Raw genomic sequence first — 16,259 nt, forward strand, 5'->3', positions numbered from 1 at the left:
GCCTGGTATATCTGAGTCGCGAATAGACCTGCAGGGACACGCAAAGGCTTGTTTTACACTGGTACGCGTTCCAGCTCCCCGAATCCGCCCGTGCAGAACCCTTCCGTGATGATTCTCAACGCCCCTGGCGCCGACCATGTTCCGGCACTGCGAGAGCTATTTGAGGAATACGCATCCAGCCTGTCCGTTGATTTGGGTTTCCAGAATTTCCAGGAAGAACTCAGCAACCTGCCGGGTGAATATTCCCCACCGCGCGGGGCCTGGCTGTTGGCGCTGGTCGATGGTGCACCGGCAGGCTGCTGCGCGTTGCGTCCCTTGGACAGCGCCGACTACGCCAATGCGGCAGAAATGAAGCGTCTTTTTGTTCGCAAGGCATTTCGGGGGTTTGGCCTGGGACGGCAACTGGCAGAGGCTGCATTAGACGCCGCACGCGAGGGCGGATATGCAAGCGTGCTGCTCGATACGCTGGACGATATGGAGTCCGCGCGCGCGCTGTACCAGGAACTCGGGTTTTGCGAAATTCCGCCGTACTACCACAACCCTATTCCCGGCGCACACTACCTCAAGGCGAGCATCCTGTAGCCTTCAGGCGCTGTTAATTTTTAGGCATTTTAGGCCGCCAGCGCTTATAGGCATTGCCTTTATAGCTATCTATTTGATAGCTATCTGTACAGTGCCTCGATTTTTGCGGCAAAAAAAATGGCCCACGCAAATGGGCCATTTTTTTGCTGCACGCAGGAGCGTGCGAAGCAGGGGCGGATTAGACCAGCGCTGCCTTGGTCACCAAGCGGCTCGCCACCCAGTTTTTGGTTTTCGAGAGGGGACGGCTCTCCGTGATTTCAATCACGTCGCCCGTCTTGTACTCGTTGTTTTCGTCGTGCGCGTGGTACTTGCTCGACTTGCCGACGATCTTGCCGTAGAGCTCGTGCTTGACACGGCGCTCGACCAGCACGGTCACGGTTTTTTCACGCTTGTCGCTGACCACCTTGCCAACCAAGGTGCGCTTGAGGGATTTTTTAGCTTCCGTCATGTGTGCTCCTTACTTGGCGGCTTGCTTTTCAGCAAGGATGGTTTTGGCGCGGGCGATGTCACGGCGCGTGGTGCGCAGCGTGCCGGTGTTGCTCAGTTGTTGCGTAGCCTTTTGCATGCGCAGACCGAAATGGGCCTTTTGCAGGGCCTTGATTTCGTCCTGGATGCCAGCGACGTCCTTTTGACGCAGTTCAGCAGTATTCATATCAGTTTCTCCTGAACTCACTGGCCAATCATGCGCGTGACGAACGTCGTGCGCAGGGGCAGCTTGGCAGCTGCCAGGCGGAAGGCTTCGCGGGCGAGTTCTTCGGGTACGCCGATGATCTCGAACACGATCTTGCCGGGCTGGATTTCAGCCACGTAGAACTCGGGGTTGCCCTTACCGTTACCCATCCGCACTTCTGCGGGTTTGGCGGAAATTGGCTTGTCCGGGAATACGCGAATCCAGATGCGGCCACCACGCTTGACGTGGCGCGAAATGGCGCGGCGAGCGGCTTCCAATTGGCGGGCCGTCAGGCGACCGCGGTCGGTGCACTTGAGACCGAAATCACCAAACGCCACCGAGTTGCCCCGGGTTGCGACGCCAGTGTTGCGGCCTTTTTGCTCCTTGCGGTATTTGCGGCGAGCGGGTTGCAGCATGTTTTATTCTCCTTTTCCGTCCGCTGCTGTAGCGGGCGCGTCAACCTTGCGAACGCGCTTAACGGCGGTTGTATCGGCGCCACCGGCGCCAGCGGGCTTGTCGCTGCCATCGGCAGGCGCCACGTTGGTAGCGGCCGGGCGGCGCGGTGCGCCACGACCGGCACCAGGACCACGGTCGCGATCGCCACCAGGGCGGCCATCACGGCGTGGACCACGGGGACGGCGCTCGTCGTCCGGACGTGGGGTTTCCACGGCGGGCAGATCGTTGCGGCCCAGCGTATCGCCCTTGTAGACCCAGACCTTGACGCCGATGACGCCATAGGTGGTCTTGGCTTCCGAAGTACCGTAGTCGATGTCGGCGCGCAACGTGTGAAGTGGCACGCGGCCTTCGCGGTACCACTCGCAGCGGGCGATTTCGATGCCATTCAGACGGCCCGACGACATGATCTTGATGCCCAGGGCACCCAGACGCATGGCGTTCTGCATGGCGCGTTTCATGGCGCGGCGGAACATGATGCGCTTTTCCAGCTGCTGGGTGATGCTGTCGGCGATCAGCTTGGCATCGATTTCGGGCTTGCGCACTTCTTCGATGTTCACTGCGACGGGCACGCCCAGACGGATCGCGAGTTCCTTCTTGAGGTTCTCGATGTCTTCGCCCTTCTTGCCGATCACCACGCCCGGACGTGCCGAGTAAATGGTGATGCGGGCGTTCTTGGCGGGGCGCTCAATCAGGATGCGGGATACGGCGGCGTTCTTCAGCTTGGCCTTGAGGTACTCGCGCACCTTGATGTCTTCGGCCAGCATGCCGGCGAAGTCGCGGTTGCTGGCGTACCAGCGGCTGGCCCAGTTGCGGCTGACCGCGAGGCGGAAGCCGGTAGGATGGATTTTTTGTCCCATAGTCTTTCCAGGCCTTTAGTTGCCAACCGTCACGTACACATGGCACGTGGGCTTGCTGATGCGGTTGCCGCGGCCTTTGGCGCGCGCGGTGAAACGCTTGAGCGTGGTGCCTTGCTCGACGTAGATGGTCTTGACCTTCAGTTCATCGATATCGGCGCCGTCGTTGTGCTCAGCGTTGGCGATGGCGGATTCCAGAACCTTCCGGACGATTCCCGCAGCTTTTTTCTGCGTGAAGTTCAGGATGTTCAGGGCCTGGTCCACCTTCTTGCCGCGGATGAGGTCGGCAACGAGGCGGCCCTTGTCGACCGACAGACGGACGCCCCGGAGGACTGCACGTGTTTCAGACATGGTCGTTCCTTATTTCTTCGCTTTTTTATCAGCGGGGTGGCCCTTGAAGGTGCGCGTCAGGGCGAATTCGCCGAGCTTGTGGCCCACCATCTGGTCGGTGATATAGACCGGCACGTGCTGCTTGCCGTTGTGCACGGCAATCGTCAGGCCGATGAAGTCGGGAAGCACCATGGAGCGGCGCGACCAGGTCTTGACGGGCTTCTTGTCCTTGGTGGCAACGGCCTTTTCGACCTTTGCCAGCAAATGGTGGTCAACGAACGGACCTTTTTTGAGAGAGCGAGTCATTGGCTATCCCTTATTTCTTGCGGCGCGAAACAATCATGTTCTGCGTGCGCTTGTTGTTGCGGGTGCGATAACCCTTGGTCAGATTGCCCCATGGGTCGACTGCATGGCGGCCTTCGCCGGTGCGGCCTTCGCCACCACCGTGGGGGTGATCCACCGGGTTCATGGCAACGCCACGCACCGTCGGACGGATACCCATCCAGCGCTTGACACCGGCCTTGCCGAGCTGGCGCAGGCTGTGTTCTTCGTTGGCGACTTCACCAATCGTGGCGCGGCATTCGATGTGAATGCGGCGCACTTCACCCGAGCGCATGCGCACCTGGGCGTACATGGATTCGCGTGCCAGCAGCGTTGCCGAAGCACCCGCCGAGCGGGCGATCTGGGCACCAGCACCGGGCTTGAGCTCGATGCAGTGAATGGTCGAACCCACCGGAATGTTGCGAATCGGCAGGGTGTTGCCAGCGCGGATCGGGGATTCAGCGCCGGACATCAGCGTGCTGCCGACTTCCAGACCGCGCGGGGCGATGATGTAGCGGCGCTCGCCGTCGGCGTAGCACACCAAAGCGATGTGGGCCGTGCGGTTCGGGTCGTACTCGATGCGCTCAACCTTGGCGGCGATGCCGTCCTTGTTGCGCTTGAAGTCCACCACGCGGTAGTGGTGCTTGTGACCACCGCCCTTGTGGCGCGTCGTGATGTGGCCGTTGTTGTTGCGGCCAGCCTTCTGGAACTGGGGCTCCAGCAGCGGTGCATAGCCATCGCCCTTGTACAGGTGATCGCGCGTGACCTTCACCACGGCACGTTGGCCGGGCGAGGTGGGTTTCATCTTGATGACAGCCATGATTTACGCGGCCTCCCCGGAGAGGTTCAGCTCTTGACCGGGCTTGAGCGTCACATAAGCCTTGCGAACGTTGTCGCGACGGCCCATGGTCTTGCCAAAGCGCTTGGTCTTGCCTTTGGTGTTGAGAACCGAGACGCCCTTGACTTCCACCTTGAACAGCAGTTCTACAGCGGCTTTGATCTCGTGCTTGGTGGCGCTCTGCAGCACCTTGAACGTCACGGCATTGGATTTCTCAGCAACCATGGTGGCCTTTTCGGACACGATGGGGGCAACGAGAACCTGCATCAGACGGCCTTCGTCAAACTTGAGCGCGCTCATGCGAACATCTCCTTGAGTTGGTCGATCGCGGCCTTGGTAACGATGACCTTCTTGTACTGCACCAGCGACACCGGATCGGCGTAACGCGGCTCAACCACGTACACGTTCACGAGGTTGCGCGATGCCAGGTACAGGTTTTCGTCGACTTCGTCGGCGATCACCATCACGGACTGCAGGTTCATGGCCTTGAACTTGTCGGCCAGCACCTTGGTCTTGGGCGAATCGAGCTTCATCGAATCCACCACAGCCAGACGGCCTTCGCGGGCCAACTGCGAGAGGATGGCGGCCATGCCGGCGCGGTACATCTTCTTGTTGATCTTCTGCGTGAAGTTTTCGTCAGGCAAATTCGGGAAAATGCGACCGCCTCCGCGCCACAGAGGCGAGGACGTCATACCGGCGCGTGCGCGGCCGGTGCCCTTTTGCTTGAAAGGCTTCTTGGTCGAGTGGCGAACCTGTTCGCGGTCCTTCTGGGCACGGGTGCCCTGGCGGCCGTTGGCGCGGTAAGCGATGACGATCTGGTGCACCAGATCTTCGTTGTATTCGCGACCAAACACGGTCTCAGGAACGTCGAGCTTCGCTGAGCCCTGGCCTTGGTCATTGAGGAGTTCGAGCTGCATCAGTTCGCTCCTTTGGCAGCGGTAGCCTTGATGGCCGGGCGCACCGTCACGAACCCACCCTTGGAGCCCGGAACAGCGCCCTTGATCAAGAGCAGTTGGCGTGCTTCGTCAATACGAACCACGTCGAGGTTTTGGGTGGTGACCGTAACGTCGCCGAGGTGACCGGTCATGCGCTTGCCCGGAAACACGCGGCCCGGATCTTGCGCCATACCGATGGAGCCCGGCACGTTGTGCGAACGGCTGTTACCGTGCGACGCGCGCTGGGAAGACATGTTGTGACGCTTGATGGTGCCGGCAAAGCCCTTACCAATCGAAGTACCTTGCACGTCGACCTTTTGGCCCACGGTGAACAGGTCGGCCACGGGCACCGTGGCACCGGCGGCATATTTGCCGGCGACGTCTGCGGTAACGCGGAATTCCTGGATGATTTCGCCGGCTTCAACACCTGCCTTGGCAAGGTGACCCGCGGCGGGCTTGGTGACGCGGGAGGCCCGGCGCGCACCGAACGTGACCTGCAGGGCCACGTAGCCATCGTTCTCTTGGGTTTTGACCTGGGTGACGCGGTTGTTGGATACGTCGACCACCGTGACAGGGATTGCATCCCCTTCATCGGTGAACAAGCGCATCATGCCAACCTTGCGGCCCAGCAACCCGAGGGAGTTGCTCAGACTCATTTGTTTCTCCAAAACTCTCACCGCCGCGACTGCAATTGGCCGCGGCGTTGCGCCCGGGCATTCCCGCGCACATGAAAGACGGTTGATAAAACTCCGCCCTAAAAATCACTGCGCGTATAAAAAACGCACGCAAAAAAGGCGAAGCCACAAAGTATAACGCGAACTTCCTTTTTCGGCAAGTTCGCGTTATATGTGCAGGCCCCGTTGCACGGGGCAGGGTTTACTGCAGCTTGATTTCGACGTCCACGCCTGCGGGCAGGTCGAGCTTCATCAGTGCGTCCACCGTCTTGTCGGTCGGGTCGACGATGTCCATCAGACGCTGGTGCGTGCGGATTTCGAGCTGGTCGCGGCTGGTCTTGTTGACGTGCGGCGAACGCAGGATGTCGAAACGCTTCATGCGTGTCGGCAGGGGCACGGGGCCCTTGACGATCGCGCCGGTGCGCTTGGCAGTGTCAACGATTTCCGCTGCGGACTGGTCGATCAGCTTGTAATCGAAGGCCTTGAGACGGATGCGGATTTTTTGCTTGGACATGGCAAGTTCCTGTGTGTGCTTAAGGTTTAAGCAATGATCTTGGCAACAACGCCCGCGCCGACGGTGCGGCCGCCTTCGCGGATAGCAAAGCGCAGACCTTCTTCCATGGCGATGGGGTTGATCAGCTTGACCGTGATCGACACGTTGTCGCCAGGCATGACCATTTCCTTGTCGGCAGGCAACTCGATCGCGCCCGTCACGTCCGTCGTGCGGAAGTAAAACTGGGGGCGGTAGTTGTTGAAGAACGGCGTATGGCGGCCGCCTTCGTCCTTGGACAGGACGTACACCTCAGCGGTGAAGTGCGTGTGCGGCTTGATCGAGCCGGGTTTGCACAGCACTTGGCCGCGTTCGACGTCTTCGCGCTTGGTGCCGCGCAGCAGCAGGCCGACGTTGTCGCCAGCTTGGCCTTGGTCGAGCAACTTGCGGAACATTTCCACGCCGGTGCAGGTGGTCTTGGCGGTGTCCTTGATGCCGACGATTTCGATTTCTTCGCCGACCTTGATGACGCCGCGCTCGATACGGCCCGTGACCACGGTGCCACGACCGGAGATGGAGAACACGTCTTCCACGGGCATCAGGAAGGCGCCGTCCACGGCACGCTCAGGCGTGGGGATGTAGGTGTCCAGGGCTTCAGCGAGCTTCATGATGGCCTGCTCGCCCAGAGGGCCCTTGTCGCCTTCCAGGGCGAGCTTGGCGGAGCCGCGAATGATCGGGGTGTCGTCGCCAGGGAAATCGTATTTGTCGAGGAGTTCGCGCACTTCCATTTCGACGAGTTCGAGGAGTTCCTCGTCGTCGACCATGTCGCACTTGTTCAGGAACACGATGATGTAGGGCACGCCGACCTGGCGGGCCAGCAGGATGTGCTCGCGCGTCTGGGGCATTGGGCCGTCAGCGGCCGAGCACACGAGGATGGCGCCGTCCATCTGGGCGGCACCGGTGATCATGTTCTTCACATAGTCGGCGTGGCCAGGGCAGTCCACGTGGGCGTAGTGGCGATTCTGCGTTTCGTATTCCACGTGAGCCGTGTTGATCGTGATGCCGCGGGCCTTTTCTTCCGGAGCCGCGTCGATCTGGTCGTAGGCCTTGGCTTCACCGCCGAACTTGGCGGACAGCACGGTGGCAATCGCCGCCGTCAGCGTCGTCTTGCCGTGGTCCACGTGGCCGATCGTGCCGACGTTGACGTGCGGCTTGGTACGTTCGAATTTTCCTTTTGCCATTTCCAATTCTCCAAAGAGCGATGCCTGTGTATAGGTTTAACGTCTGCACCCGGTTGCTTGGTCGCCCCGCACAGGACAACGGGACGGCACCGGATCGCAGATTGCAAAAAACTATTTGCTACTGAAAAAATAGCTGTCTGCGCTTGATAGATAAGCGCTAGAGGCCATTTTGACCATGAATTCACCTAGCAGAGAGGGCAGAACAGCCAGGCTGACCTGCCCCCATCCAGTCAGAGGGGCCAGAGCAGCGGAGCTGATCTGACCCCAAGGACTTATTTGGCCCTTGCCGCCATGATGGCTTCAGACACATTGCGCGGGGCTTCCGAGTAATGCTTGAATTCCATCGTGTAGGTGGCACGCCCCTGCGTGGCCGAACGCAGCGTCGTGGAATAGCCAAACATTTCCGACAGCGGCACTTCGGCGCGGATGGCCTTGCCACCGCCCGGGATGTCGTCCATGCCCTGCACCATGCCGCGGCGTGAGGACAGATCGCCCATCACGTTGCCGGCGTAGTCTTCGGGCGTTTCGACTTCCACCGCCATCATGGGCTCCAGGATGACAGGGCTGGCCTTGCGGCAGCCTTCCTTGAAACCGAAGATGGCGGCCATCTTGAACGCCAGTTCGTTCGAGTCCACGTCGTGGTACGAACCGAAGTGCAGCGTGACCTTGACGTCCACCACCGGGTAGCCGGCCAGCACGCCTTGCGTGACGGCTTCGTTGATACCCTTTTCCACGGCGGGGATGAATTCGCGCGGCACCACGCCGCCCTTGATGGCGTCGACGAATTCGATGCCCTTGCCGGCTTCGTTCGGCTCGATCTTGAGCACGACGTGACCGTACTGGCCCTTGCCGCCGGACTGGCGCACGAACTTGCCTTCGGCATCTTCCACCGTCTTGCGGATGGTTTCGCGGTACGCCACCTGGGGCTTGCCGACGTTGGCCTCCACGCCAAATTCACGCTTCATGCGGTCGACCAGAATTTCCAGGTGCAGCTCGCCCATGCCGGAAATGATGGTTTGGCCGGATTCTTCGTCGGTGCGCACGCGGAACGACGGGTCTTCGGCAGCCAGGCGCTGCAGGGCGATGCCCATCTTTTCCTGGTCGGCCTTGGTCTTGGGTTCCACGGCCTGCGAGATCACGGGCTCCGGGAACACCATGCGTTCGAGCACGATGGGCGAAGCGACGTCGCACAGCGTTTCGCCGGTGGTCACTTCCTTCAGGCCCACGCAGGCGGCGATGTCGCCGGCGCGGATTTCGTCGACTTCGACGCGGTCGTTGGCCATCATCTGCACGATCCGGCCGATGCGTTCCTTCTTGCCCTTGACCGAGTTGAAGACCGTGTCGCCCTTGGTCAGCACGCCGGAGTAGACGCGCACGAACGTGAGCTGCCCGACGAACGGGTCGGTCATGAGCTTGAACGCGAGTGCAGAGAACTTCTCGGTGTCGTCGGCCTTGCGGGTGACTGGCTGCTCTTCCTCGTCCGTGCCCGTGACATCCGGAATGTCGGTAGGCGCGGGCAGATAGTCGATGACAGCGTCCAGCATGCGCTGCACACCCTTGTTCTTGAACGCAGTGCCACACAGCATGGGGTGGATTTCGGTCGCGATGGTGCGCATGCGCAGGCCGAGCTTGATTTCGTCTTCGGTCAAGCTACCTTCTTCAAGGTACTTGTTCATCAACTCTTCCGAAGCTTCGGCAGCGGCCTCGACCATCTTTTCGCGCCATTCGTTGGCGGACGCGACCAGATCGGCAGGGATGTCTTCGTAGCTGAACTTCATGCCCTGCGACGCTTCGTCCCAGATGATGGCCTTCATCTTCAGCAGATCGACCACACCGACGAACTTCTCCTCGGCACCGATCGGAATGACGACGGGCACCGGGTTGGCCTTCAGGCGCAGCTTCATCTGGTCGTAGACCTTGAAGAAGTTGGCACCGGTACGGTCCATCTTGTTCACAAAGGCCAGACGCGGCACCTTGTACTTGTTGGCCTGGCGCCACACGGTTTCCGACTGGGGCTGCACGCCGCCCACGGCGCAGTACACCATGCAGGCACCGTCCAGGACGCGCATGGAACGCTCCACCTCAATGGTGAAGTCCACGTGGCCGGGGGTGTCAATGATGTTGAAGCGGTGCTCAGGGTAGGACAGGTCCATGCCCTTCCAGAAGCAGGTAACAGCCGCCGACGTGATCGTGATGCCGCGCTCTTGCTCTTGCTCCATCCAGTCCATGGTGGCGGCACCGTCGTGAACTTCACCAATCTTGTGGTTCACGCCGGTATAGAAAAGAATGCGCTCGGTCGTCGTGGTCTTGCCAGCGTCGATGTGGGCCGAGATACCGATATTGCGGTAGCGCTCGATGGGGGTCTTGCGTGCCATGATGTGCTTTCGTTAACGGCTGAAAGCCCGCCCGCCAAGGAGGCGGGTCGGGCTTCCAGACTTCGGAATATGGGGACGAAACTTAGAAGCGGAAGTGGCTGAAAGCCTTGTTGGCTTCGGCCATGCGGTGCACTTCGTCACGCTTCTTCATGGCGCCGCCACGGCCTTCGGTGGCCTCCAGAATCTCGTTGGCCAGGCGTTGTGCCATCGATTTTTCGCCGCGCTTGCGGGCGGCTTCCTTGATCCAGCGCATCGACAGCGCCAGACGGCGCACCGGGCGCACTTCCACAGGCACCTGGTAGTTCGCGCCACCGACACGGCGCGACTTGACTTCGACCATGGGCTTGACGTTGTTGATGGCCACAACGAAAGCTTCCAGCGGGTCTTTGTCGGGATTCTTCTTCTCGATGAGGTCAAGCGCGCCATAAATGATGCGCTCGGCCACAGCCTTCTTGCCGCCTTCCATGATCACGTTCATGAATTTGGACAGCTCTACATTGCCGAATTTAGGGTCCGGCAAGATTTCACGTTTGGGAACTTCGCGACGACGTGGCATTTTTCACCTCAATATTTGCTTCAGTTGGCGCCTTTTCAGAACGCCGCGAGAGCCATACAAAACTCTCACTTACTCGACCCGCGCAAGACATTTGCGTTTGGGGTCACTTCGCTTGCACGGCCCGCCAAGGCACGGCAAACACCGATGTACTGGACAGAAACCTGGCTCAGGGCCCGGTTTACTTGGCCTTGGGCTTCTTGGCGCCGTACTTGGAGCGCGACTGCTTGCGGTCTTTCACGCCTTGCAAGTCGAGCGAGCCGCGCACGATGTGGTAGCGCACACCAGGCAAGTCCTTCACACGACCGCCGCGCACCAGCACGACGCTGTGCTCTTGCAGGTTGTGGCCTTCGCCGCCGATGTAGGAAATGACCTCGAAACCGTTCGTCAGACGAACCTTGGCAACTTTGCGCAGAGCAGAGTTAGGTTTCTTGGGGGTGGTGGTGTACACACGGGTGCAGACACCACGGCGCTGCGGCGAGTTTTCCATCGCCGGGCTTTTGGATTTGGTCTTTTCGACCTCGCGCCCGTGACGCACGAGCTGGTTAATGGTTGGCATGAATACTGACGTCCCTAAACGTGAAATCTAGCGTGATAAGCGAAAACGTGTTTCCCTTCGGAAATTCCGAAAAGCCTTCAAATGTAGCAGCAAAGCCTGCATGGGGCAAGCGGGTCCGAGCTTTCAGGCCGGGCCCAGCCCCGCCACCACCCTCAACACAGGCACGCTTTAGGCGAGCGGCGCCGTGCAAGGGCCGCCCCGCCGCATCGGCGGCGCCCCCTTCCTGGCAAAGCCAAGAGAAGGGGCTGAGGGCTGCAACTCCAAGCCTGCCCGCGCAGGGGGTTGTATCTTCTACTTGATCCAGAGGCGGATCGCATCCCAGGCGCGGCCGAAGATGCCAGCCTGCGGAACATCGTCGAGCGCCACCAGCGGCACTTCGCGCACCGTCTGGTCGCCCACAACGACCTTGAGCTTGCCGACTTCCTGTCCTTTGGTAAACGGCGCCACCAGCGGGTCTTGGCGGACGACCTGTGTCTTCACCTTGCCGGCGCTGCCTGCCGGGACGGAAATGACGATGGGGTCGGCACTGCCAATCTTGAGGGTGCTTTGTGTGCCCTTCCAGACCGCCGGCGTCTCCACGGCCTGGTTGGCGTCAAAGAGTTTGACCGCATCAAAGGCTGTGTACCCCCAGTTGAGCAGCTTCTGGCTTTCGTTGGCGCGGGCGTTTTCGCTGGTAGTGCCGAGCACGATGGCAATCAGGCGACGCTCACCGACGTTGGGAAAGTCGCGGTGCGCAGTGGCAACCAGGCAGTAGCCTGCGGCAGCGGTGTGGCCAGTCTTCATGCCATCGACCGACGGATCACGAAACAGCAGGTAGTTGCGGTTTTGGCTGTTCGACTTCGGCGTACCGGGGTAGAGATACTGCTTGGCCGCGTAGTAGTGCATGTACTCGGGGAAATCGTGGCGCAGGCGCGCCGTGATGGTGGCGAGGTCGCGCGCCGTGGTGATGTGGCCAGCCTCGGTCAGGCCGTCGGGGTTCTTGTAGGCCGTTCCTTTGAGACCCATGGCCGCAGCTTCTTCGTTCATCATCTTGACGAACTGCTCGGCCGTACCGCCCACGCCCTCGGCCAGCGCCATGGTGGCGTCGTTGCCCGACTGGATGACCATGCCACTGATCAAGTCACCGACTGGCACCTGCATCTTGGGGTCGATGAACATGCGCGAGCCCGGCATCTTCCAGGCGCGCTCACTCACCGGAAATTTTTGCTCCAGCGTGATTTTCTTGGCGCGCAGGGCATCAAAAACGACATAAGAAGCCATCAGCTTGGTCAGCGATGCCTGTTCCACCGGCGCGTCGATGTCCTTGGCGGCCAGAATCTGCCCGGAGGTGGCATCCATCAGCAGGTAATTGCGCGCAGCGATCTCCGGTGGCTGCGGTGCTTGAGCGAAGGCACCGCCGGCAGCAGCAACGGCAAAAATGGGAAAAACGAGGGCGCGCAGGGCGCGAAAGATTCGGTTCATGGAGCTCGCGGAGGGTCTAAAGTGAAAAAACGGCATGCCGCCTGGGCGGCACGCAAGCGCATTGCGTCAGCCCGGGGCCTGCAGGTGGCGCACCACCAAATTCTTGAGCAGCGGCAATTGTCCGTGAAAGAAATGCCCTACTCCGGGAATCACGGTAACCGGTAGTGTCTGCGGCCGCGCCCAGTCGAGCACGCTGGCGAGCGGCACGGTGTCGTCGCTCTCGCCGTGCAGCACGAGTGTGCGTGCGTGGGCCTCTGCCGGTACGGAGGCGACCGCAAAGCGGCTGGCGGCCGTTCCCACCAACACGGCGTGCCGCACGTCGCGCGCACTCCACAATTGCGCCAAGGCGTGGCTGGTGACGAAGGCACCAAAAGAAAAACCTGCCAGGGCGATAGGACCATCCGCAGCCACCTGATCCACGACCGCCAGCAGATCGGCAAGCTCGCCGCGGCCCGCGTCGTGGGTGCCAGCGCTCTCGCCTACGCCACGAAAGTTGAAACGCACCGCGGTGTAACCGCACTGCACGAAGGCTCGGGCCAGCGTCTGGACCACCTTGTTGTGCATGGTGCCGCCAAACAGCGGATGCGGATGCGCCAGCACGGCCACGCCGTGTGCCGCCGCGGCGGTATCGCGCAGCGCCTCAAGGGCGCCAGCTTCGCCCTGCAGGACCAGGCGTTCGGTTTGGGCGTTCAATGGACTACTTTTTTAATAGCTAACAGCGCTTATAGGATAAGCGCCAGAGGCCGATTTGACTGTATTTTTTGGCACATCTACCGGTGCGCACCGAACAGGTTGAGCGTTTCTTAGCGCCCAAGTTCCGGCGGCGTGCGCAAGCGCTCGACCACCACGCCGCGCACCAGGTGCGAATCGACGATCTCGTCGATGTCGGACAGGTCCACGTAGCTGTACCAGACGCCTTCGGGATAGACCACCGCCACCGGCCCGGCGGCGCAGCGGTCCAGGCAGCCCGACTTGTTCACCCGCACCTTGCCTGGGCCGGCGAGGCCGGCGGCCTTGACGCGCGACTTGCAATGCTCGAACGCGGCCTGGGCGCCGTGCTGGGCGCAGCAGGCCTCGCCATTGGAGCGTTCATTAAGGCAGAAAAAAATATGGCGCGCAAAGTAGCCGGGCGCTGCGGCAGTGGATTCGCTCATGTCTGCATTCTAAAAGTGTGCCGGGCGCTGCCTCAGCCACGCTCGGGCAGTGCCCGGCGCGAAGCGCGCTGCAGCACGTAGACCAGCGTAACGTAAGGCCAAAGCCAGCCCAGCCATTGGCCCAGGCCGTAGAAGCGGATGAAGCGGCCCTGCTCCCAGTCGACCAGCGTCTGAGCGAAGTAGGCGCTGGTGGGCGCGTCGTTCAGCAGTGCCAGATGCAGGCTGATCACCACCAGCAGCACCACAGCGCAGGCGCGCTGGCGCAGCCCGATGGCGGCGGCCGCCAGCAGCAAGCCCAATACGATGCCGGCGCGCGCAGGCGCACTCAGCCACGCCCAGGCGTGCGATGGCCCCCAACTCAGCGCCGAGGACAGCGCCGTCACCCCCACGCCTATCACCGCAGCCGACAACAGCAGCGCCACCCGCCGGGCTGGCTGGCGCGCCACACTGAAAGCGAGCAAACAGGGCGCCAGCAGGCCCAGGCCCACGCAGAGCGCTTCGACCGCAGGCGAGAGCGCCTCCAGCGGCGCCTGGCGCACGGGCAGCCAGTCGTAAAACGGTGTGCCATCGAAAAGGTCGTCCAGCACGGCTTCGAGTCGCTCGATCACCTGGCCCAATCCAAACGGCTCGGCCGCCGGAAACAGCAGCGCCCACGGCCAAAGCGCCAGCAACACCAGGGCTCCGCGCGCATCGCGGGCAAACCAGCGCGCGCGAAAGCGGCTCCAGTGGTCCAGCGCACCCAGGCGCTCGAGCCCTGCGGCCGTCACTGCGCCAAGCAATATGCCGGCAGAATTCAGCAGCAGATCGAGGTTGGAGGAAACGCGCTTGGGCAGGTAGATCTGCAGGAACTCCATCAGGAGCGACAGCACCGTCCCGATCACGAACGCCAGTGGAACCGCCGAGCGCGGCCAGCCACTGCGCGTGAACCCCAGCGCCAGCAGGAAACCGAACGGCGCGTAGCCGGCAACGTTGATGCCGACGTCAAAACCCGTCCAGTAATGCGGCAAGGGCGCCACAAGGAACTCCCAGGGCGCAACCCCCTGCGCGCGCCAGCCCTCAAACGGGAACAGGCTGGCAAAAATGATCAGCGCGGTATATACCAGCGCCAGGGGCCAGGCAATGGTCTTTTCCATACACCGCGCCTTGGCCACCTCAGAACGGCTTGACCACCACCAGCACGACGATGGCCAGCAGCAGCAGCACGGGCATTTCATTGAACCACCGGTACCAGCGGTGGCTGTGCGTGTTCTGCTCGGCACCAAATTTGCGCAGCAGCACCCCGCAGGCGTGGTGGTAGCCGAGCACCAGCAGCACCAGGGCCAGCTTGGCATGCAGCCAGCCATTGCCCGGCCCTCTGCCGATACCATAGCCCAGCCACAGCCACAGGCCGAGCCCCACGGCCGGCACCGCCAGCAGCGTGGTGAAGCGCATGAGCTTTTTCGCCATCAGCATCAGGCGCTCACGCTCGGCGACCGACCCGGGCGAGACCATGGCCAGATTGACGAAGATGCGCGGCAGGTAGAACAAACCAGCAAACCAGCTGGTGACGAAAACGATGTGGAGAGATTTGACCCAAAGCATGGGGGCAGTTTAGGCGCCCCGGTACATCTTGCGGGACTGGTGCACAATTTTCGGATGCATCTCTCCAGCCCAGCCCCCTTTCCTACCGCACGTCCGCGCCGCCTGCGCCACGACGCTTTCACCCGCAACCTGGTGCGCGAGCACCGGCTCACGGCGCACGACCTGATCTACCCGGTGTTCGTGCACGAAGGCCAAAACATCCGCCAGGCCGTGCCCTCCATGCCCGGCGTGGACCGCCTCAGCCTGGACCTGCTGCTGCCCGTGGCGGAGGAATGCGCCACGCTCGGGATTCCGGTGATGGCGCTGTTCCCCTCGATCGACGCGGCGCTCAAGACGCCGGACGGCAAGGAGGCGCTCAACCCGGATGGCCTGATCCCGCGCGTGGTGCGGGCCCTCAAAAAGGAATTCCCCGACCTGGGCGTGATGACCGACGTGGCGCTCGACCCCTACACCAGCCACGGCCAGGACGGCCTGCTGGACGACACCGGCTACATCCTCAACGACGTGACGGTGGAAATGCTGACCGGCCAGGCGCTCACGCACGCCGAGGCGGGCGTGGACATCGTCGCACCCAGCGACATGATGGATGGGCGCATTGGCGCCATCCGCAACGCGCTGGAAGCCCACGGCCACATCCACACCCGCATCATGGCCTACAGCGCCAAGTACGCCAGCGCCTTCTACGGCCCGTTCCGCGATGCCGTGGGCACACGCGGCGCGCTCGGCAAAGCCGACAAGAACTGCTACCAGATGGACCCCGGCAACACCGACGAGGCACTGCGCGAAGTGGCGATCGACATCGCCGAAGGCGCCGACATGGTGATGGTCAAGCCCGGCATGCCTTACCTGGACGTGGTGCGCCGCGTGAAAGACGAGTTCAAGGTGCCCACCTTCGCCTACCAGGTATCAGGCGAATACGCCATGCTCAAGGCCGCCGCGCACAACGGCTGGTTGGACCACGACGCGGTGATGATGGAGAGCCTGCTGGCCTTCAAGCGCGCAGGGGCCGACGGCGTGCTGACGTACTTCGCGCGGGACGCTGCACGCTTACTCCTGAATCGATAGCTGGTTGCGCAATACCAACGGGCGCTAGGGAGCCTCTGCACGAATCGTCGCGCCGTGTGCATCTGCGGCCTCGGACGATCTGCAGCGTTGCAAATCCTCGCGATAGCTACGGCTATCGCT

The 16,259-nt window shown here is 61.8% G+C and carries 22 protein-coding genes; 2 read left to right on the plus strand and 20 right to left on the minus strand.

Going from position 1 to position 16,259, the window contains the following annotated elements:
• Nucleotides 1–108 precede the first annotated feature (108 nt).
• Entirely contained in the window at nucleotides 109–582 is a 474-nt protein-coding gene (locus AC07ZH_RS05560; RefSeq protein WP_495198953.1) for a GNAT family N-acetyltransferase, read from the plus strand.
• A 178-nt stretch (nucleotides 583–760) separates the two neighbouring features.
• Here the strand turns inward: AC07ZH_RS05560 and rpsQ are convergent, their stop codons facing one another.
• The 20 genes from rpsQ to AC07ZH_RS05660 all read right to left on the minus strand — a co-directional run bounded on the left by rpsQ (nucleotide 761) and on the right by AC07ZH_RS05660 (nucleotide 15,074).
• Nucleotides 761–1,030 (minus strand): 30S ribosomal protein S17, encoded by a 270-nt coding sequence (rpsQ, locus tag AC07ZH_RS05565; protein ID WP_119109997.1) that lies wholly within the window; start codon nucleotides 1,028–1,030, stop codon nucleotides 761–763.
• A 9-nt stretch (nucleotides 1,031–1,039) separates the two neighbouring features.
• The gene (gene rpmC, locus AC07ZH_RS05570; RefSeq protein WP_119109996.1) at nucleotides 1,040–1,234 is read right to left on the minus strand and encodes a 50S ribosomal protein L29; all 195 of its coding nucleotides are present in this window, start codon (nucleotides 1,232–1,234) and stop codon (nucleotides 1,040–1,042) included.
• A 17-nt stretch (nucleotides 1,235–1,251) separates the two neighbouring features.
• A complete protein-coding gene (rplP, locus tag AC07ZH_RS05575) occupies nucleotides 1,252–1,668 on the minus strand; it encodes a 50S ribosomal protein L16 (protein WP_119109995.1) in 417 nt (138 codons plus the stop codon).
• A 3-nt stretch (nucleotides 1,669–1,671) separates the two neighbouring features.
• On the minus strand, nucleotides 1,672–2,565 hold the full coding sequence (gene rpsC / locus AC07ZH_RS05580; RefSeq protein ID WP_495198893.1) for a 30S ribosomal protein S3: 894 nt from the start codon (nucleotides 2,563–2,565) through the stop codon (nucleotides 1,672–1,674).
• 15 nt (nucleotides 2,566–2,580) lie between these two features.
• Nucleotides 2,581–2,913, minus strand: a complete 333-nt coding sequence (gene rplV / locus AC07ZH_RS05585; RefSeq protein ID WP_106445895.1) for a 50S ribosomal protein L22 — start codon at nucleotides 2,911–2,913, stop codon at nucleotides 2,581–2,583.
• A gap of 9 nt (nucleotides 2,914–2,922) precedes the next feature.
• Nucleotides 2,923–3,198, minus strand: coding sequence for a 30S ribosomal protein S19 (rpsS, locus tag AC07ZH_RS05590; protein WP_119109993.1), 276 nt, complete (start codon nucleotides 3,196–3,198; stop codon nucleotides 2,923–2,925).
• A gap of 10 nt (nucleotides 3,199–3,208) precedes the next feature.
• Complete coding sequence (rplB, locus tag AC07ZH_RS05595; RefSeq protein ID WP_119109992.1) at nucleotides 3,209–4,033, minus strand: 50S ribosomal protein L2; 825 nt, start codon at nucleotides 4,031–4,033, stop codon at nucleotides 3,209–3,211.
• Nucleotides 4,034–4,036: 3 nt separating this feature from the next.
• Nucleotides 4,037–4,351, minus strand: a complete 315-nt coding sequence (gene rplW, locus AC07ZH_RS05600) for a 50S ribosomal protein L23 (RefSeq protein WP_119109991.1) — start codon at nucleotides 4,349–4,351, stop codon at nucleotides 4,037–4,039.
• On the minus strand, nucleotides 4,348–4,968 hold the full coding sequence (rplD, locus tag AC07ZH_RS05605) for a 50S ribosomal protein L4 (protein ID WP_119109990.1): 621 nt from the start codon (nucleotides 4,966–4,968) through the stop codon (nucleotides 4,348–4,350). Before rplD ends, rplW begins: the two co-directional genes overlap by 4 nt.
• A complete protein-coding gene (gene rplC, locus AC07ZH_RS05610; RefSeq protein WP_119109989.1) occupies nucleotides 4,968–5,642 on the minus strand; it encodes a 50S ribosomal protein L3 in 675 nt (224 codons plus the stop codon). The genes rplD and rplC overlap by 1 nt, the downstream gene beginning before the upstream one ends.
• Nucleotides 5,643–5,862: 220 nt before the next feature.
• Complete coding sequence (gene rpsJ, locus AC07ZH_RS05615) at nucleotides 5,863–6,174, minus strand: 30S ribosomal protein S10 (RefSeq protein WP_005796953.1); 312 nt, start codon at nucleotides 6,172–6,174, stop codon at nucleotides 5,863–5,865.
• A gap of 26 nt (nucleotides 6,175–6,200) precedes the next feature.
• Nucleotides 6,201–7,391 carry an elongation factor Tu gene (gene tuf, locus AC07ZH_RS05620; protein WP_119110021.1) on the minus strand — a complete coding sequence of 397 codons (1,191 nt, stop codon included), beginning with the start codon at nucleotides 7,389–7,391 and terminating at the stop codon, nucleotides 6,201–6,203.
• Nucleotides 7,392–7,663: 272 nt separating this feature from the next.
• Entirely contained in the window at nucleotides 7,664–9,766 is a 2,103-nt protein-coding gene (gene fusA, locus AC07ZH_RS05625; protein ID WP_119109980.1) for an elongation factor G, read from the minus strand.
• A gap of 82 nt (nucleotides 9,767–9,848) precedes the next feature.
• Entirely contained in the window at nucleotides 9,849–10,322 is a 474-nt protein-coding gene (gene rpsG / locus AC07ZH_RS05630) for a 30S ribosomal protein S7 (RefSeq protein ID WP_119109979.1), read from the minus strand.
• A 178-nt stretch (nucleotides 10,323–10,500) separates the two neighbouring features.
• Complete coding sequence (gene rpsL, locus AC07ZH_RS05635) at nucleotides 10,501–10,878, minus strand: 30S ribosomal protein S12 (RefSeq protein WP_056266875.1); 378 nt, start codon at nucleotides 10,876–10,878, stop codon at nucleotides 10,501–10,503.
• Nucleotides 10,879–11,169: 291 nt separating this feature from the next.
• A complete protein-coding gene (locus AC07ZH_RS05640) occupies nucleotides 11,170–12,339 on the minus strand; it encodes a D-alanyl-D-alanine carboxypeptidase family protein (protein WP_119109978.1) in 1,170 nt (389 codons plus the stop codon).
• 66 nt (nucleotides 12,340–12,405) lie between these two features.
• The gene (locus AC07ZH_RS05645; protein WP_495198894.1) at nucleotides 12,406–13,032 is read right to left on the minus strand and encodes an alpha/beta hydrolase; all 627 of its coding nucleotides are present in this window, start codon (nucleotides 13,030–13,032) and stop codon (nucleotides 12,406–12,408) included.
• Nucleotides 13,033–13,142: 110 nt separating this feature from the next.
• A complete protein-coding gene (locus AC07ZH_RS05650; RefSeq protein ID WP_119109976.1) occupies nucleotides 13,143–13,493 on the minus strand; it encodes a (2Fe-2S) ferredoxin domain-containing protein in 351 nt (116 codons plus the stop codon).
• A 32-nt stretch (nucleotides 13,494–13,525) separates the two neighbouring features.
• A complete protein-coding gene (locus AC07ZH_RS05655; protein ID WP_495198895.1) occupies nucleotides 13,526–14,626 on the minus strand; it encodes a VanZ family protein in 1,101 nt (366 codons plus the stop codon).
• Between the two features lie 19 nt (nucleotides 14,627–14,645).
• Nucleotides 14,646–15,074, minus strand: coding sequence for a CopD family protein (locus AC07ZH_RS05660; protein ID WP_495198896.1), 429 nt, complete (start codon nucleotides 15,072–15,074; stop codon nucleotides 14,646–14,648).
• 54 nt (nucleotides 15,075–15,128) lie between these two features.
• Here AC07ZH_RS05660 and hemB point away from each other — a divergent pair, with 54 nt between their 5' ends.
• Nucleotides 15,129–16,139: a porphobilinogen synthase gene (gene hemB / locus AC07ZH_RS05665; RefSeq protein ID WP_495198897.1), complete on the plus strand. Its 1,011-nt coding sequence runs from the start codon at nucleotides 15,129–15,131 to the stop codon at nucleotides 16,137–16,139.
• The last annotated feature ends 120 nt before the right edge of the window (nucleotides 16,140–16,259 follow it).

This window comes from Simplicispira sp. GW247-4R2A, assembly GCF_059424465.1.

What these genes read in the sequence shown, in the direction of transcription:
- AC07ZH_RS05560 (WP_495198953.1), top strand. Translation starts at nt 109, where the DNA reads ATGATTCTCAACGCCCCTGGCGCCGACCATGTTCCGGCACTGCGAGAG.
- rpsQ (WP_119109997.1), bottom strand. Translation starts at nt 1,030, where the DNA reads ATGACGGAAGCTAAAAAATCCCTCAAGCGCACCTTGGTTGGCAAGGTG.
- rpmC (WP_119109996.1), bottom strand. Translation starts at nt 1,234, where the DNA reads ATGAATACTGCTGAACTGCGTCAAAAGGACGTCGCTGGCATCCAGGAC.
- rplP (WP_119109995.1), bottom strand. Translation starts at nt 1,668, where the DNA reads ATGCTGCAACCCGCTCGCCGCAAATACCGCAAGGAGCAAAAAGGCCGC.
- rpsC (WP_495198893.1), bottom strand. Translation starts at nt 2,565, where the DNA reads ATGGGACAAAAAATCCATCCTACCGGCTTCCGCCTCGCGGTCAGCCGC.
- rplV (WP_106445895.1), bottom strand. Translation starts at nt 2,913, where the DNA reads ATGTCTGAAACACGTGCAGTCCTCCGGGGCGTCCGTCTGTCGGTCGAC.
- rpsS (WP_119109993.1), bottom strand. Translation starts at nt 3,198, where the DNA reads ATGACTCGCTCTCTCAAAAAAGGTCCGTTCGTTGACCACCATTTGCTG.
- rplB (WP_119109992.1), bottom strand. Translation starts at nt 4,033, where the DNA reads ATGGCTGTCATCAAGATGAAACCCACCTCGCCCGGCCAACGTGCCGTG.
- rplW (WP_119109991.1), bottom strand. Translation starts at nt 4,351, where the DNA reads ATGAGCGCGCTCAAGTTTGACGAAGGCCGTCTGATGCAGGTTCTCGTT.
- rplD (WP_119109990.1), bottom strand. Translation starts at nt 4,968, where the DNA reads ATGCAGCTCGAACTCCTCAATGACCAAGGCCAGGGCTCAGCGAAGCTC.
- rplC (WP_119109989.1), bottom strand. Translation starts at nt 5,642, where the DNA reads ATGAGTCTGAGCAACTCCCTCGGGTTGCTGGGCCGCAAGGTTGGCATG.
- rpsJ (WP_005796953.1), bottom strand. Translation starts at nt 6,174, where the DNA reads ATGTCCAAGCAAAAAATCCGCATCCGTCTCAAGGCCTTCGATTACAAG.
- tuf (WP_119110021.1), bottom strand. Translation starts at nt 7,391, where the DNA reads ATGGCAAAAGGAAAATTCGAACGTACCAAGCCGCACGTCAACGTCGGC.
- fusA (WP_119109980.1), bottom strand. Translation starts at nt 9,766, where the DNA reads ATGGCACGCAAGACCCCCATCGAGCGCTACCGCAATATCGGTATCTCG.
- rpsG (WP_119109979.1), bottom strand. Translation starts at nt 10,322, where the DNA reads ATGCCACGTCGTCGCGAAGTTCCCAAACGTGAAATCTTGCCGGACCCT.
- rpsL (WP_056266875.1), bottom strand. Translation starts at nt 10,878, where the DNA reads ATGCCAACCATTAACCAGCTCGTGCGTCACGGGCGCGAGGTCGAAAAG.
- AC07ZH_RS05640 (WP_119109978.1), bottom strand. Translation starts at nt 12,339, where the DNA reads ATGAACCGAATCTTTCGCGCCCTGCGCGCCCTCGTTTTTCCCATTTTT.
- AC07ZH_RS05650 (WP_119109976.1), bottom strand. Translation starts at nt 13,493, where the DNA reads ATGAGCGAATCCACTGCCGCAGCGCCCGGCTACTTTGCGCGCCATATT.
- AC07ZH_RS05655 (WP_495198895.1), bottom strand. Translation starts at nt 14,626, where the DNA reads ATGGAAAAGACCATTGCCTGGCCCCTGGCGCTGGTATATACCGCGCTG.
- AC07ZH_RS05660 (WP_495198896.1), bottom strand. Translation starts at nt 15,074, where the DNA reads ATGCTTTGGGTCAAATCTCTCCACATCGTTTTCGTCACCAGCTGGTTT.
- hemB (WP_495198897.1), top strand. Translation starts at nt 15,129, where the DNA reads ATGCATCTCTCCAGCCCAGCCCCCTTTCCTACCGCACGTCCGCGCCGC.